Origin of the sequence: Aurantiacibacter zhengii (assembly GCF_003584125.1) — a bacterium.
In the GTDB taxonomy this organism is placed as follows: domain Bacteria; phylum Pseudomonadota; class Alphaproteobacteria; order Sphingomonadales; family Sphingomonadaceae; genus Alteraurantiacibacter; species Alteraurantiacibacter zhengii.
Genome location: NZ_QXFL01000002.1, coordinates 280,449 through 295,992, shown reverse-complemented (window position 1 = coordinate 295,992; position 15,544 = coordinate 280,449). Strand labels below are relative to the sequence as shown.

Annotated in this window: 10 protein-coding genes; 6 read left to right on the top strand and 4 right to left on the bottom strand. The window is 63.7% G+C overall.

The features are described from left to right. Positions 1 to 72: 72 nt before the first annotated feature. The 3 genes from D2V07_RS05155 to D2V07_RS05145 are packed head-to-tail and all read left to right on the top strand — an operon-like array spanning position 73 to position 6,125. Complete coding sequence (locus tag D2V07_RS05155; protein ID WP_119585431.1) at positions 73 to 1,947, top strand: HlyD family efflux transporter periplasmic adaptor subunit; 1,875 nt, start codon at positions 73 to 75, stop codon at positions 1,945 to 1,947. 7 nt (positions 1,948 to 1,954) lie between these two features. Beyond that, a complete protein-coding gene (locus D2V07_RS05150) occupies positions 1,955 to 4,108 on the top strand; it encodes a site-2 protease family protein (protein WP_119585429.1) in 2,154 nt (717 codons plus the stop codon). Next, positions 4,101 to 6,125 carry a preprotein translocase subunit SecA gene (locus D2V07_RS05145; protein ID WP_119585427.1) on the top strand — a complete coding sequence of 675 codons (2,025 nt, stop codon included), beginning with the start codon at positions 4,101 to 4,103 and terminating at the stop codon, positions 6,123 to 6,125. The genes D2V07_RS05150 and D2V07_RS05145 overlap by 8 nt, the downstream gene beginning before the upstream one ends. A gap of 58 nt (positions 6,126 to 6,183) precedes the next feature. On the opposite strand, the gene D2V07_RS05140 is transcribed toward D2V07_RS05145, so the two are convergent. Together D2V07_RS05140 and D2V07_RS05135 are read right to left on the bottom strand one after the other, a co-directional pair. After that, entirely contained in the window at positions 6,184 to 7,044 is an 861-nt protein-coding gene (locus D2V07_RS05140; protein WP_119585425.1) for a transglutaminase-like domain-containing protein, read from the bottom strand. Next, entirely contained in the window at positions 7,038 to 7,955 is a 918-nt protein-coding gene (locus D2V07_RS05135; RefSeq protein WP_119585424.1) for a transglutaminase family protein, read from the bottom strand. The genes D2V07_RS05140 and D2V07_RS05135 overlap by 7 nt, the downstream gene beginning before the upstream one ends. A gap of 35 nt (positions 7,956 to 7,990) precedes the next feature. Here D2V07_RS05135 and D2V07_RS05130 point away from each other — a divergent pair, with 35 nt between their 5' ends. Then, positions 7,991 to 8,755 carry an N-formylglutamate amidohydrolase gene (locus D2V07_RS05130; RefSeq protein ID WP_119585422.1) on the top strand — a complete coding sequence of 255 codons (765 nt, stop codon included), beginning with the start codon at positions 7,991 to 7,993 and terminating at the stop codon, positions 8,753 to 8,755. A 32-nt stretch (positions 8,756 to 8,787) separates the two neighbouring features. Here the strand turns inward: D2V07_RS05130 and D2V07_RS05125 are convergent, their stop codons facing one another. Both D2V07_RS05125 and D2V07_RS05120 read right to left on the bottom strand, forming a co-directional pair. Next, the gene (locus D2V07_RS05125) at positions 8,788 to 9,648 is read right to left on the bottom strand and encodes an alpha/beta fold hydrolase (protein WP_233548250.1); all 861 of its coding nucleotides are present in this window, start codon (positions 9,646 to 9,648) and stop codon (positions 8,788 to 8,790) included. 23 nt (positions 9,649 to 9,671) lie between these two features. Beyond that, positions 9,672 to 10,913, bottom strand: a complete 1,242-nt coding sequence (locus D2V07_RS05120) for a serine hydrolase domain-containing protein (RefSeq protein WP_119585420.1) — start codon at positions 10,911 to 10,913, stop codon at positions 9,672 to 9,674. Positions 10,914 to 11,071: 158 nt separating this feature from the next. Here D2V07_RS05120 and D2V07_RS05115 point away from each other — a divergent pair, with 158 nt between their 5' ends. Both D2V07_RS05115 and D2V07_RS05110 read left to right on the top strand, forming a co-directional pair. Then, the gene (locus tag D2V07_RS05115; RefSeq protein ID WP_233548249.1) at positions 11,072 to 12,655 is read left to right on the top strand and encodes a DUF5597 domain-containing protein; all 1,584 of its coding nucleotides are present in this window, start codon (positions 11,072 to 11,074) and stop codon (positions 12,653 to 12,655) included. Next, positions 12,652 to 15,528 (top strand): TIM-barrel domain-containing protein, encoded by a 2,877-nt coding sequence (locus D2V07_RS05110; protein ID WP_119585418.1) that lies wholly within the window; start codon positions 12,652 to 12,654, stop codon positions 15,526 to 15,528. Before D2V07_RS05115 ends, D2V07_RS05110 begins: the two co-directional genes overlap by 4 nt. The last annotated feature ends 16 nt before the right edge of the window (positions 15,529 to 15,544 follow it).

The window sequence follows — 15,544 nt, the reverse complement described above, 5'->3', positions numbered from 1 at the left end:
TCCCCTGCGCGCGCCGGCGTCGCCTACTTCCCTGACGGGTTAGTACAAGCGAAGGGGGCAACCAGCGCAGCCATGACGGAAGTGAAGGCCCAGACTGTCGGCGGCAACCGGGCGGAGGGCACGGCTTCTTCATCCGGGAACGACGCTGCGCTTTGGGCAGCACTCGCGTCCGCCACCGGGCCTGCCGAGTTCTGCCGCGCCTGGCTGGCGCTGCAATGTGCGCGCACGCCGGGGGTCAGGGGTGGTTTGATCCTTCTCGAAAGCTCGGCCGGTGCCTACGCCCCGGCAGCGGCTTGGCCTGCCAAGCCAACCGACATCGAGCCCCTGCGGCTGGCGGGCGAGGCCGTTCTCAACAACCGCGAGCCTATGATCGGCCCGGTTGCCGATGCGCCCGGTTTGACGGTGATCGCCTATCCGGTTGTTTCAGGGGAGGGCACGCATGGCGCCATCGTGATGACCCTGCAGGAAGCCCACGCCGCCGTGTTGCAAACCGCCCTGCGCGAATTGCACTGGGGCGTCGGCTGGATCCTTTCGCTGGTGTGGCAATACCGCGCGGCAGAGCGTGAACACGGCGGTGAACGCGCGGCTCTGGCGATGGAGCTTCTTGCCGCCGTGCAGGAAGAGGAAAGCCTCGACGAGGCGGTGCTCGCCCTGTGCAACGAGACATGCCGCATCCTGAAGGCCGATCGCGCTGCCGTTGGCCTGGTGGCGGGCGACAAGGTGAAGCTTGCCGCGATGTCGCACGGTGCGTGGTTTCGGAAGAAGTCGGACTTTGCCGAAACGCTGGAAGCGGCAATGGAGGAAGCCTTCGACCAAGGTGCCACCATCGCCTGCCCAGCAGCGGAAGAAGATGCTGCCGACATCACCATCCAGCACGCACGGCTCGCCACTGCGCTGGGCAGCCGGGCGCTTGCCTCGGTAATGCTGGAAGATCGCGGCATGCCCACAGGAGTGCTCTTGTTGGAGCGGGACAAGGAAGGCGAAGCGTTCTCGCAGGAAGAACTGCTACTGTGCGAAACCGCCGCGGCACTGGTGGCGCCCACCATCGCGCTAAAGCGCCGCGAGGAGCGGCTGCTGAGCGGTCGCATCCGCAAGAAAGGCATGGATGGTGCCAAGGCCATGTTCGGCCCGCGCCGCCCGCTGGCAAAGGCGCTGGGCGGGCTTGCTATCATCCTGCTCCTGTTCCTGCTGCTGCCATTTGCGCAGTTCCGCGTCAGCGCCGATTCCGCGCTGGAAGGTCGTGTGCAGCGCACCGCTGCCGTGCCATTCTCCGGCTTCATCGCCAGTTCCGATGCGCGGGCGGGGGACGAGGTGGTGGCAGGCCAGGTTCTTGCGAGGCTGGACGACCGCGACCTGCGGCTGGACCATGCCCGCGCGCAGAGCGAAGTGCAGCAGTTCGACCGCCGCTATCGCCAGGCGCTGGCCAGCCATGAGCGCTCGGAGATGAACCTTTTCGGGGCGCAGCTGCGGCAGGCGCAGGCAGAGCTTCGGCTGATCGAATACAAGCTGGAACGCGTCAACATCGTCGCGCCCATTGACGGGGTGCTGGTGTCTGGCGACGTCAGCCAGCTCATCGGCTCTCCGGTTGAAGAGGGCGAGACACTGTTCGAGGTCGCACCGATGGATGATTTCCGCGTGGTGCTGCAGGTGGCGGAAAGCGATATCTCCTACCTCCAGCCCGGGCAGGAAGGACGTTTTGCCCCCACCGGGCTAGCCGGTCGCACGGTGCCCTTCACGGTTACCAAGCTGACATCCGTCACCTCGCAGGAGGATGGCAGCAACACTTTTCGGGTGGAAGGCGAACTGGCCGATGGCGCGAAGGAAATCCTGCGCCCCGGCCTGGAAGGGGTGGCCAAGGTGGACGTAGATCGCCGCAGCCGCCTGTGGATCTGGACGCGCGGACTGCGCGACTGGCTGCGGCTGTTTTTCTGGAAATGGCTGCCCTGAGGCGAACATGGCGAATCCTTTCCAGAGCGCGAGCTGGTTCAACGTTGCCCACCTGAAGCCGCGGCTGCGCAGTCACGTGCGCGTGCGCCGCCACGTCTATCGCAAGGAGGTGTGGTACGTGCTGGACGACGGCGCGGCAGGCCGGGGTCACCGTTTCCCGCGTGGCGCGTACCTGCTTATCGGCAAGCTCGACGGTACCAGTACCGTCAACGCGCTGTGGGAGGGGCTGGTCGACCGGCTGGGCGAGGACGCGCCCACGCAGGACGAGATCATCACCGCGCTGGGCCAGCTGCACGCTGCCGACCTGCTCTCCACCGATGTCACCCCCGAAACCGCCGAACTGTTCAAGCGGCGCAAGAAGCAGCGGCGGCAGGTGTGGATGCAGAACCTGAAAAGCCCAATGAGCTTTCGCATACCGCTGATCGACCCCGACGCGTTTCTCAACCGCACGATAAACTGGATCAGGCCCGTCTTCGGTTGGCCGGGGCTGGTCCTGTGGCTCGCCGTGGTGCTGCCCGCAATCCTCCTTGCCGGGCAGCACTACGACGAGTTGACCGGCAACCTGTGGGACCGCGTGCTGGCGACCGACAACCTGCTGATCATGCTACTTGTCTACCCGGTGGTGAAAGCCGCGCACGAGCTGGGGCACGGTTATGTCGCCAAGGCCAACGGGCGCGAAATCCGCGAGATGGGCATCATGCTACTGGTGATGTTCCCGGTTCCCTATGTAGAGGCGTCGTCGGCTGCCGCGCTGAAGGACAAGTGGCAGCGCGCGCTGATCGGTGCGGCAGGCATGATCGTAGAGGTGTTCATCGCCGCACTGGCGATGTTTGCCTGGGTGTTGCTGGAACCCGGCTTTGCCCGTGCGGTGGCGTTCAATACCATGGTGGTGGCAGGCATTTCGACGCTGCTGGTGAACGGCAATCCCTTGCTTCGCTTCGACGGCTATTACATCCTGGCCGACCTTATCGAGATCCCCAATCTCGCCTCGCGTTCGAACAAGTACTGGTCGCACCTGATCGACAAGTACGTTTTTCGCACCCATTCCAACAAACCCTATGCCGCCACCCGCGGCGAGAAATGGTGGTTCGTCTTCTACGCTCCTGCCGCTTTCGTGGCGCGGATGGTGATGATGATCGGCATCGCGCTGATGGTGGCGGAAAAGTTCTTCATCGTCGGTGTGCTGATCGCCTTGTGGACGATCTGGTCGGGGCTCGGCCTGCCGATCTGGAAGATGTTCGCCCACGTCTTCACCAGCCCGCAACTGCACCGCAACCGCCGCCGGGCCGTGCAGTGGTCGATGGGCGCGGTGGCGGCGGGCGTAATGATGTTGTTCGTGGTGCCCGCGCCGCACCATGCCAACACGCAGGGTGTGGTCTGGCTGCCGGAGGACGCGCAGGTCCGCGCGCGGGGCGATGGCACCATCGTCGCCATCCCGGCGCGAGAAGGGCAGCAGGTCGAACCCGGAGAGCTGCTGGTCGAGACCGCGCATCCCATCCTGGAGGCCGAGGTGGAGCGCCTTGGTTGGCGAATGGCCGAACTGCGCCATGAGGCCGATGCCCAGCTTCGCCGCGACCGGGTGGAGCGCGAGGTGAGCACGCTGCAATTACAGGAAGTGGGAGAGCGGCTGGCGGTTGGTCGGCAGCGGCTGGGCGAGCTTGACCTGCACGCGGGCGTGTCTGGCCAGTTCGTCCTTGCGGCAGGACCGGCGGCCGACATGCCGGGGCGTTTCGTGAAGAACGGCGACCTGATCGGCTATGTCACGCCCGGTCATGCGGACATGGCGCGCATCGCCGTTTCGCAGGACGATTTCGAGCTGATCCGTGGCCACCTGAACGGGGTGAAATTCCGCCTTGCGAACCGTCCGGGCGAAACATTCGAAAGCGCGATCATCCGGGCCGTTCCCGGTGCCACGCACGAATTGCCGAGCCCGGCGCTGGCATCCAGCAATGGCGGACCGTTCCCGCTCGATCCGCGTGACCAGCAGGGGCGCACGGCGCTGCAACGGGTGTTCCTGTACGATATCGCCCTGCCGCCAGAACTGGCCGATGTGCCCTTCGGCACGCGCGTTCACGTGCGCTTCCAGCTCGATTGGGAACCGCTGGGCTGGCAGATCACCCGTCGCCTGCGCCAAGTGTTGCTGTCACGGTTCGATGCCTGAGCCTACCCCCTTCACGGAACGCGCAGCCCACATCTGGCGCGAGATTCGCAGTGACGAGCGACCACGTATCGCACCCTATGCCGAGGCCGCGCCGCTGAAACCATGGAAGTGGGATCGCCCGCTGGACAAGCTGCTGGGCCGCCTGATGGTCGATCCGCCACTGGGAAGGGGGCGCCTGCTGGAACGCGCAACTGCGATTGCGGAAGGCTTTACCGACCTTGCCGAGATGGGTGACGAGGCGTTCCGTATCCGCTGTCGCGACATGCGCCGCAAGCTGGGCCGGGAAGGGCTTGCAGAACCTCTGGTGGATGAATGCCTTGCGCTGATCCGCGAGGCGACCCGGCGCGAACTGGGCCTGTCACATTACCCGGTGCAACTGATGGGCGGGCTGGTGATGCTGTCCGGCGGTATCGCAGAAATGGCGACCGGAGAGGGCAAGACGATCACCGCGCTGCTGCCCGCGATCACCGCTTCGCTGGCAGGCAGCCCGGTGCATGTGTTCACCGTGAACGACTATCTGGCGACACGAGACCTTGCCAAGCTGGAGCCTGTCTATCACCTTTTCGGCCTCACCACCGGCCTGATCGTGGAGGGGATGGAGCCACCGCAGCGCCAGGCCGCCTACCGGGCCGATGTGGTTTATGGCACCAACAAGGAGATCGCTTTCGATTACCTGCGCGACCAGGCGCAACTGGGCAAGGCGCGCGGAGCAGCGCGGCGCAGGGTCGCGCGGCTGGCCGGACGGGCGCAATCTCCGCTCACCATGCGCGGCCTGCATTTCGCAATCGTGGATGAAGCCGACTCGATCTTCATCGACGAGGCGCGCACGCCGCTGATCCTCTCGCAGGAAATCCCGGCAGACGACGACGGCCTCTATCTGTCTGCACTGGAACTGGTCACCCATCTGGAGGAAGGACGCGATTACGCGGTCAAGATGGCGGATCGCGCCATCGAACTTTCCGAGCGGGGCAAGCGTGCCGTGCAGCAGCTTGCCGCCGGCCTGCCGCAGCGTATGTGGCGCATCCGCCAGGCGCGCGAACAACTGGCCAGCCAGGCACTGTCGGCGCTCCTGCTTTTTCAGCGCGACCGCGACTACGTGGTGGTGGACGGGAAGGTCAGCATCGTCGACGAAAGCACAGGGCGCACCATGGCCGACCGATCATGGGAAGGCGGCCTGCACCAGCTCGTGGAAGTGAAAGAGCAGGTGGAACTCACCGGTATGCGCAACACCATTGCCCGCATCACCTACCAGCGATTTTTCCGCCGCTATCGCCGCCTTTCAGGCATGAGCGGGACGGTGCGCGAAGTGGCTGGCGAATTGTGGGCCGACTTCGGTCTGAAAGTGAAACCCGTGCCCACCAATCGTCCACGCATCCGCGAGCATCGCGGCCACGCCATGCACCGCGACCAGGAAGCGAAATGGCATGCCGTGGCAGACAGCGTTGCCGTGATCCGGCAGGGGGAAGGCATGCGTCCGATCCTTGTCGGGACGCGCTCCGTCGCCGATTCAGAAAGCGTCGCCGCAGTGCTGGATGCGCGCGGCATTCCCTACCGGCTGCTGAATGCGCGGCAGGACGGGGAGGAAGCCGGAGTGGTTGCGCAGGCCGGGCAGCTTGGGGCGGTTACCGTCGCCACCAACATGGCGGGTCGGGGCACCGATATCGAATTGTCGGAGGAAGCGCGCAAGGCTGGCGGATTGCACGTCATCCTCACGGCTTTCCACGAGACTGCCCGCATCGACCGCCAGCTTTACGGGCGCGCGGGCAGGCAAGGCGACCCTGGCAGTGCGGAGGCGATCACGGCTCTCGATGATGAGCTCTATCGCCATTACGGTGGGACCGTTGCGAAGATAGTCGGGCGATCTGCCAAGGTCTGGCCGATCGAAAATGGCCCGGCGGAATGGTTGCGCCAATGGGCGCAGGGCGCTGCCGAACGCAAGCATGCATCGGTCCGAAGGCAGGTGGAGGTGTCGGAAGACAAGCTGCGCGAGCAGCTGGCCTTCAGCGGATCAGCCTAAGCCACAGGACTGTCGTATTCGACCGCAGTCCAAGGTGCCTAGGCCCGAAATGGCAGAATTAGCCGCGTGGCTGTGGCAGGGCAGTCTGCTCCGGCGGTTTCGACAGGTCCGTGTCGGCCACTTCATCGGTATGGACATGGAAGTGGGCCAGCCGTGCCCGGCCGAACTGGGTCGTAAGAGCGGTGTCTGTAGCATCGCGCCCTCTAGCCATGACGATCCGGGCGATGCGAGGCGTGTTATGCCGTGCGTCGAACGTGTACCAGCGGCCACCCAGGTAGACTTCGAACCAGGCGCTGAAATCCATCGGGTAGTCCACCGGTTCGATGCCGATATCGCCGAGGTAACCGGTGCAATAGCGGGCCGGGATATTGGCGGCGCGGCACAGGGTAATACCGAGGTGGGCGAAGTCGCGGCAGACGCCGAACCCCTCGTCATATGCCGAGCGTGCGGTATGCTCGGTACTGGCCTTCATGTAATCGAATTCGATCCGTTCGTGGGCTGCCGTCACCAGTGCCTGCGCGCGCTGCCAGCCGGGCTCGGTATGCCGGGCGATGTCCCACGCTTCTTCCGCCAGCTTTCCAACCTCGCAGTACCGCGAACTCAGAAGGAACTGGATCACGTCGTCGGGCAGCTCGTCGACCGGTACCTGCGGCGCGTCGGGTGCGACCTCGTCGGGTTCGCCGCTATCCTCGATCACGAAATCGGCGGTGAGCGTTGTCGAGCCGGGCGGCAAGGTAAAACGGCTGCAGACATTACCGAAATGGTCGATATGCGTCCGGATGGGCAGGTGGGGCTGCGCGTTCAGCACTTCCGGTGTTCGCAAATCGCGCTGCCTTTCTGGGCGAACATGCAAGAGCGCGAGCATCGGAACTTCGACCTCGGTCTCGAAGCGAATATCGTATCCCGCGCGTATCAGCATGACTGGTTGTCCTTTCGTGGGGCGGCGGGATGACTGGTCTCCAGGTCGACCCGCGTAATTCGTACGTCGACGTCCATGTCGATATGGCTTCCTCGCTGGCCCACCCATGTTCCCGATAGCGGGAGCGCCTGCGAGGGTTCCCGCGCGACGGCGACGCGGATCAATCCGCGATTGCCCACGATGCCATTCGTCGGGTCAAATTCGATCCATCCCGATCCCGGAATGAAAACGCGCAACCATGCATGGGTGGAATGTCCTCCGACAGGCGCGTGATCGTCGCCAGCGGAATAGAGATAGCCGGATACGAAGCGTGCAGCGAAGCCCAGCGCCCTTACGGCTTCCATCATCAGGACGGCGTAATCACGGCAGGTGCCCTTGCGAAGGTTCAGTGTTGCAAGCGGTGATTGGACACCCTTCTCGAACCGTGGTTCGTATTCGAAATCGGTATAGATAGCATCGGTCATGCGGCGCAGCAGACCAAGCGTGTCGGTCGCCTTGTCCGAAAGAAAGGAGCGCGCCCAGCGGTCTATCTCGCGGTCGGTATCCGGATAACGACGTTCTATCGACCGGAGGAGGTCGGGCATGTCTTCTGCCGAATAGGTGAAGGGATACTGCCGTGCGTATTCCTCGATGGCGATATCGTCTGGCCTGATCGGCAGGTGTTCGACCTCTGCCGTCGCGTGAATTTCAAGCTCGTCGGCGCGCGTGTCGAACCGGGCTATGGCCACCGCATTCCCGAATACGTCCTGCAGCCACCGAAGTTCGCGGGGTTCGGGATCGATTGTCAGCTCTGCGCTCAGGACCCGCTGATCGTAACTCTCGCGCGGGCGCACGAGAATGCGGTGTTCGCCGAAAGCCACTTCGCGCTGGTAGCGATAGCGGGTCACATGGTTGATCGATACGGTGGGCATGGAACGGTGCTAGCTAACCAGACGTTTGGCGATGGATGGATGACGATTCTCTTCTCAACGCCTCGGATGGAAATCCGGTCCGATTCAATCGCCTGCCTGTCACCGAAAGTCCGTTTCTGCTGATCGGGGATCATGCCGGCTCGGCAATTCCCGCGTCACTCGGCGACCTCGGCCTTGCGGCCGAGGACCGGCGCCGGCACATTGCTCTCGACCTGGGCGTGAGGGAATTGGGGGAGGCGCTGGGAGAGCGCCTGCAGGCACCGTTTGTCCGGCAGCATTTCTCGCGTCTCGTATGCGACTGCAATCGCCACCCTGGGGATCCCGAATGGGCGCCTGCGATCAGTGACGGGACGCCGATTCCGGGAAACAGGCACCTTACCGAAAAGGATACGCAGGCCCGCCGTGCCGCGATTTTCGAGCCCTATCATGCAGCGATCGCGGCAGCGCTGGAAGCGAGGGCGGCGAAAGGCGCGCCGACGATCCTCGTCTCGTTGCACAGCTTTACACCGAACATGTCGGGAGAGCAGCGCCCGTGGGACATCGGCATCCTGCACGACGGACGCGAGGACGCCTATGCGCTTGATGTGCTGAAGTACCTGCGCGGGGTGGAGGGGCTGTGCATCGGTGACAACCAGCCCTACGAAATGGACGACACCGATTACACCGTGCCCCGCCATGCCTATCCTCTGGGCCTCCCCTATATCGAGGTAGAGGTGCGTCAGGACCACTTGGCCGACGAAGCGGGAATAGAGCGCATGGCGCAAGTGCTGGGCGAGAGCCTAACCGCCGTTCTCCCTTAGCCCGATAATCCGCAAGCGCTTGGCCAGTGGACTTAGTCGGACCCTGTGCCTTCCAATATGATATCCGCGACTTCTTCCGGCCTGTCCCACAGCGAGTAGTGTCCGCTGTCCTCGATCCAGTGAAACGCTGCCAGCGGAAATGCGGTGCGGGCACGCGGCGCCTGGCGCGGAGGGCACAAGCGGTCCTTTTCACCCCAGGCGATAGAAACCCGGCCAGCATGCGGTGATGAGGGGCCTTTCTGTGCCGGACCTTTCGCCAGGTCCTTGATCAGCGGTACGACCGTCGATGTTTCAGCAAAGGTCACCAGTTCCTTTTCCACCATCGGCCCGTCGAGCGCCCAGGGTCTTGCCGAAAGCTGGGCAAGCAGCGCGGTGCGGGAAACCGCCGAACCGCTCAGCGTTCCCAATTGGTCCTTCAGTGCACTCAACAATTTGTGCGAAGCTGTCAGGGTCCATTTGAAATACGTCCGTTCCCACCCACGCCAGAAGCCGCCCGGATTAAGAGCGACGACATTCCCGGCGCAGCCACGGCGCGCCATCTCCAGCACCAGCCTTCCGCCCAGCGAGAAGCCGGCGATATCGTTCGATCCAAGATCGTTTTGCTGGATATATTCCTGCAGGTCGTCGGCGAGGCCGGCGAATGTTCCGCTGTCGGCGCGCGCGGGGGTATTGCCGTGTCCGGGCAGGTCGACGGTGATTACCTCTCTCTGCTCGGTCAGAAGCGGGATGATCGGCGCCCAAGAACGGCCGCTACCCCCCAGTCCATGAACCAGCAGGAGCTTCGATCCGCTTCCTTGGGTGCTCGTTTCGATTGCGCTTTTCCTGGTATAGCCAATGGAACACCAACCCGTCGTGAGACAGACAGTTCCGGTTTCGCGTGGCCGGGGTCGCAAACGAGCGGCGTGACCCGGTATCGCTATTCTGGCGGAAGCCCCACATAGTCCGCGCCATAAACGGCGTCGCGAAAATCGTGGTGCAGCGCGTTGTCGAACGGCACCTTCTGGGTCGCGAAGACGACTGCCATGTCCTGTGCCGGGTCCACCCAGAAGAGCATAGAGGGATAGCCGTCCCAGAAAAATTCGCCGACCGTTCCCCTGTTCTCTTCCGGCGACATTGGCGGCGAAGTGCGAACGAAGAAATTCAGACCGAAACCGCCCGATCCCTTGCTTGGCAGCCACAGGCGGTTTTCCGGGGTTATGCGGGCATCGAGCATGTTCGTTGCCATGATCCGGATTGTCGCCGGCTGCAGGATGCGCTGGCCGTCAAGCTCGCCTTCGTTCAGCAGCATGCGGGCAAAGCGCATGTAATCGTCCACCGTGGTCACGATGCCGGAACCGCCCATGGTCATCGGCTTTCCCGCAAAATTCGGCTCCAGCCATTCTTCGCGGGGCATCGGTACGAGGGCACCGTTCTCGTCGGCGACATATATGCGGGCCAGCCGGTCCAGATCCTCGCTGTCGCGCTTCCATGCGCTGTCGGTCATGCCCAGCGGCGTGAAGATATTGGCGGCAACGTAATCGTCGTAAGCCATGCCGGACAGAACCTCTACCAGCCGCGCCTGCACATCGACACCGGCGGAATAGAACCAGCGGGTGCCCGGATCGGCGATCAGGGGTACCTGGGCCATCTCCTCGGAAAACTGGGCGAGAGTGTTGTCGGGCGAAAGCGGTTGCAGCCGCTCCCACACGATGTCCGCCGGTTCGTCCGATCCGCCGTAGGTAAAGCCCGCGGTATGGCGCATCACGTCGCGCATGGTTGGCGGGCGGGACGGGTCGCGCAGCACGAGGTCGCCGTCGCTGCCCATTTCGGTGGCGACCTGCAGGTCCCGGTATTCCGGCAGATGCCAGTACAGCGGATCGTCGAGCCCGAACTCGCCCTGTTCCCACAATTGCATCAGCGCTACGCCGGTTACCGGCTTGGTCATCGAGAATATCTGGACGAGCGTGTCGCGCGCGAACGGTCTGTTTTCCTCGCGCGATGCCAAGCCAGCGCGTTCAAAGCAGGCTTCGGTGCCATCCTTCCAGACCAGCGCCGATGCACCGACCGTGCGACCTTGCGATACCGCTGTGTCGAGAAAGCTGCCAATCGCCGGGCAGTCCGGGGTGAAAGTGGAGACATCGGCCGGTTGTGTTACCGGTACCGTGGCACATGCCGCCATTCCAAAGACGCTCGCCAATACAAGACCGTGTCTAACCAATTCCTCACCCCTTTCCCATCGTAACCGAAACGCTTGCAATGCGTCGCATTTTTGCGATGGTAGCGCAAACATGGGAGGGAGTCCTGCGACTATTTTCAGCATTGGCTGGCGTGGCCCTGATGTGCTTGCCAGCGATTCCGGCTTGGTCGCAAGCCCCGCATTTCGACCGGAGCGGCACCCAAACCGCGCTCGTGGTCGATGGCGAGCCCTACCTTGCCCTCGCGGTGCAGGCGAACAATTCTTCCAATTATCCCGCCATGCTGGAAACCGTGTGGCCCATGGTGGAACGTTTGCACGCGAATACGCTACTGATGCCGGTCGCATGGGAGCAGGTTGAGCCGGAGGAGGGACTGTTCGACCTGACTTTTTTGGATACGCTACTGGAACAGGCGCGGGCGCACGACAAGCGGTTGGTGCTGCTGTGGTATGGCGCGTTCAAGAATACCGCACCAGGCTACGCGCCCGCCTGGGTAAAGCGCGACGGGGAGCGGTTTCCGCGCATGCGCACGCCCGAGGGCAGTGCGCACTACGCGCTCTCTCCCCACGCCGCAGCGACCCGTGAGGCCGACGCGCGCGCCTTTGCGCAAGTGATGCGACACCTGGCGCGGATCGACCGCCAGCACACGGTCATCATGGTGCAAGTGGAGAACGAAACCGGCAGCTACCGGCTGGCGCGGGATCACGCCGATGGCCCCGCGCGCCTGTTTGCGCAGCCGATCCCGCAGGAACTGGCCGACGGGCTGGGCATAGCGCGTGGCACGTGGTCCGATGCCTTCGGCCCTCGTGCCGAGCAATATTTCATGAGCTGGCACATGGCCAGTTATGTCGAAGCCGTGGCGCGCACCGGGCTGGCGGAGTGGGAACTGCCGGTGCTGGTCAATGCCGCCCTGGGCGATGCCTTTACCGACGGGAGCGGCGATGTCGGCCCTTCTGGCGGTCCCAACTGGAATGCGCTGCCAATCTGGCGGATCGCGGCGCCCAGCGTGGATGCCTACGGACCCGACATCTACAACCGCAATGCAGATGCGGTGGTCCGCTACCTCGATCGCTATGGGGAGGGTGGATGGCCCCTGCTGGTCCCCGAAATCGGCAACGCGCGGGACTACGCCCGCTTTATCTGGCCCGCGCTGGGGCGCGGCGGCGTGATGTTCAGCCCATTCGGCATGGACAGGTCCGGCTATATCAATCATCCGCTCGGCGCGGCGGTGCTGGACGAAGAGACGTTAGAGGCCTTCGCAGCCCCTTACCGTTTCCTTGCGCCCGCTGCGCGCGACTGGGCGCGTATTGCGATGGACCGTCCGACCTGGGGCACCGCACGCGGGCAGGATGGAAGCGACCAGTCTCACGAGATGGGCCGCTGGCAGATCGACGTCCAGTACGGGCGCTGGATGTTCGGCGAGGACGACTGGTCGTTCGATGGCCAGCAGGAGCATCCGCTGAAGGACGTGCCTACCGGCGGCATGATGGTTGCGCAGCTCGATACACACACCTTCCTCCTTGCCGGGCAGCACGTACGAGTGCGCTTCGCACTCGCCGATGGTTCTCCTGGCGAACAGGCGCAGATCATCGAGGCGCAGGAGGGCACCTTCGTCGACGGCGAATGGGTTATGCGGCGGCGGTGGAACGGCGACCAGGTGGATTACGGATTCAACTTTGGAGAGCAGCCCGTTTGGCTGCGCGTGGAAATGGGGACCTACCGATGAGACTTGCACTAGCCGCAACAGCCAGCCTGCTGGCGCTGACGAGTTCGGCCCTGGCGGGAGAGGCCCGGCAAGTCGATCACGGGATGATCGTGAGCACCGATAACGGCGAAGAGGTGCGCGTGCTTGCCTTTGCGGACGGCAGCTTCCGGGTGACCGTTGCCGATGACGTAACCGATGCGGCAGAAAGCCTGATGGTGATCGCCCAGCCCGATGGCTTGCCACGGTTTTCGACCGACGATGGGTGGGCCAGCCTCGTTTCATCCGGCGGGACGGCGATGGTGCAGCTGACCGACGGCCGGCTGGTCGTCTACGGGCGCGAGGGGGAGCTGCTGCTCGACGAGAATGCTTCGGCGCGCTCGATTACGCCGGTCGAGCTGGAAGGGCAGGGGTGGTTCGCCACCCGCGTGCAGTTCAACCGCGGCACCGACGAGGGTCTTTACGGCTTGGGCCAACACCAGAACCGGCAGATGAACTACAACGGCGAAGACGTGGAACTCGCTCAGCACAACATGGCGATTGCCGTGCCCTACCTTGTCTCCACGCGCGGGTACGGCCTCTTGTGGGACAACAATTCCATTACCCGCGTCGGCGATCCGGAGCCCTACGAGAAGCTCGTGGCCGATAGGGGTTACGGGATGATGCGGGTAAACAGTCCGGATCACCAGATGGGGGATGTGATCCCGGGGTGGCGAGCAGAGTATTTCCTCGGCGATGAGCTTGTCCTGAGCCGCTACGAAGATACCATCGATTACCAGTATCTGCGCAATCAGGCCGACTGGCCGGAGGAAGCAACTGCTGCGGTGGAGGCTGCGACAACGGGGCAGAATACGCAGGGCAATGCGGTGGAAACGCAGCGTGTCCTGTGGACCGGCAGCTTCACGCCCGAAGTCAGCGGCACCCACAAATTCCGGCTCTATTCCTCCAGCTATGTCACCGTCACCGCCGATGGGGAGGAGGTTCTCAACCGGTGGCGGCAGAACTGGAACCCGTGGTATCACAATTTTGAACTCGAACTGACGGCTGGCGAGTCAGTCGAACTGAAAATCGACTGGGAGCCGAACCAGGGCTACATCGCGCTCGAACATGCAGACCCGCTGCCCGATGCCGATCGCCATTCGGTCAGCTTCGCAAGCGAGGCGGGCAAGGCCATCGACTATTACGTCGTCCCCGCGCCTAACATGGACGACGCGATTGCCGGATACCGCCGCCTGACGGGCAAGGCGCCGATGATGCCCGAATGGGCCTTTGGCTTCTGGCAATCGCGCCAGCGCTACAACACGCAAGCCGAATTGCTAGACGTGGTCAGTGCCTATCGCGCGGCGCAAATCCCCATCGACAATATCGTGCAGGACTGGTTTTACTGGCCCGAGGACAGCTGGGGCTGTCACTGCTTCGATCCTGCCCGCTTCCCCGATCCCACCGCCATGGTGCGCGAGGTGCACGATCAGGACGCGCGGATCATGATCAGCGTCTGGCCGAAATTCTATCCGACCACTGCCCACGCGCAGGAACTGGCGGCTGGCGGCTACCTCTACGAGCGCCCGTTGGAAGCAGGCCAGCTGGATTGGGTGGGGCCGGGCTATGCCAACACCTTCTACGATCCCTACACCGCCGAGGCGCGCGACATCTACTGGCGGCAGGTGCGCGATACCTTGCTGCCGATGGGCTTTGATGCATGGTGGATGGATGCGACAGAGCCGGACTGGCATTCCAACCTCTCCGTCGAGGAGCGCAAGTACCAGATGACCAGCCCCGCCACCGGCGTTCCGGGCGCGGCGATCTTCAATTCCTACCCGCTCCCCCATGCAGAGGGCGTGGCGGAGGGCCTGCGGGAAGCGCAGCCGGACACCCGGCCGTTCATCCTCACCCGCAGCGGCTTCGGCGGCGTACAGCGCGCGTCGGCAGCGCTCTGGTCCGGCGACGTGGCTGCGCGGTGGGACGACCTGCGCGACCAAATCAGCGCGGGCCTCAACCTATCGCTGGCGGGCGTGCCACACTGGACGCACGATATCGGCGGCTTCTCGCTGGAGAACCGTTACAGCCAGGAAGACCCCGAGCATCTGCCCGAATGGCGCGAGCTTTATACCCGCTGGTTCCAGTTCGGCGCATTCAGCCCGCTGTTTCGCAGTCATGGCGAATTCCCGCACCGCGAGACGCCGGTAATAGCAGCCGACGATCCGGCGATGATGGAAAGTCTCACCTACTATCACCGCCTGCGTTACGCGCTGATGCCCTACATCTACACCGTCGCAGCGGGCACGCATTTCGACGACGGCACGATCATGCGCCCGCTGGTGATGGATTTCGAGGACGACCGCGAAACATGGGAGATCGATGACGAATACCTGTTCGGTCCATCATTCCTGGTGGCTCCCGTCACGCAGTTCGAGGCGCGTGAGCGCGAGGTCTATCTGCCCGCAGATGCCAATTGGTTCGATGCAAACAACGGCCAGCGACTGGCGGGCGGCCAATCGGTAACGGCAGCCGCACCGCGCGAAAGGATGCCGCTGTTCGTACGCGCAGGAGCGATCGTTCCGACCGGTCCCGTAATTCAGTCGACTGCGCAGGATACCGGAGGGGTGCTGACCGTCCATGTGTTCGCGGGAGCCAATGGCAGCTTCACGCTATACGAAGACGAAGGCACCGACATGGGTTACCGCGACGGCGAGTTCACGCGCATACCAGTGTCGTGGGACGAAGGCGCGCGCAAACTGGTAATCGGCGAGCGCAGCGGGAGCTATCCCGGCATGCACGCCACACGCCAGATCGGGATTGTGGTCCACGATGGCGACGGCGGCATGGAGGTTTTCTCCGCACAGCCGACGACGACAATCGCCTACGATGGCAGTGCGGTGGAACTGTCGTTCCGCTGATCGCTAATGCCTTGCT

Excerpts from the sequence above, each read along its gene's own strand:
- D2V07_RS05155 (WP_119585431.1), top strand. The coding sequence starts at position 73 with ATGACGGAAGTGAAGGCCCAGACTGTCGGCGGCAACCGGGCGGAGGGC.
- D2V07_RS05150 (WP_119585429.1), top strand. The coding sequence starts at position 1,955 with ATGGCGAATCCTTTCCAGAGCGCGAGCTGGTTCAACGTTGCCCACCTG.
- D2V07_RS05145 (WP_119585427.1), top strand. The coding sequence starts at position 4,101 with ATGCCTGAGCCTACCCCCTTCACGGAACGCGCAGCCCACATCTGGCGC.
- D2V07_RS05140 (WP_119585425.1), bottom strand. The coding sequence starts at position 7,044 with ATGCTGATACGCGCGGGATACGATATTCGCTTCGAGACCGAGGTCGAA.
- D2V07_RS05135 (WP_119585424.1), bottom strand. The coding sequence starts at position 7,955 with ATGCCCACCGTATCGATCAACCATGTGACCCGCTATCGCTACCAGCGC.
- D2V07_RS05130 (WP_119585422.1), top strand. The coding sequence starts at position 7,991 with ATGGATGACGATTCTCTTCTCAACGCCTCGGATGGAAATCCGGTCCGA.
- D2V07_RS05120 (WP_119585420.1), bottom strand. The coding sequence starts at position 10,913 with ATGGCGGCATGTGCCACGGTACCGGTAACACAACCGGCCGATGTCTCC.
- D2V07_RS05115 (WP_233548249.1), top strand. The coding sequence starts at position 11,072 with ATGTGCTTGCCAGCGATTCCGGCTTGGTCGCAAGCCCCGCATTTCGAC.
- D2V07_RS05110 (WP_119585418.1), top strand. The coding sequence starts at position 12,652 with ATGAGACTTGCACTAGCCGCAACAGCCAGCCTGCTGGCGCTGACGAGT.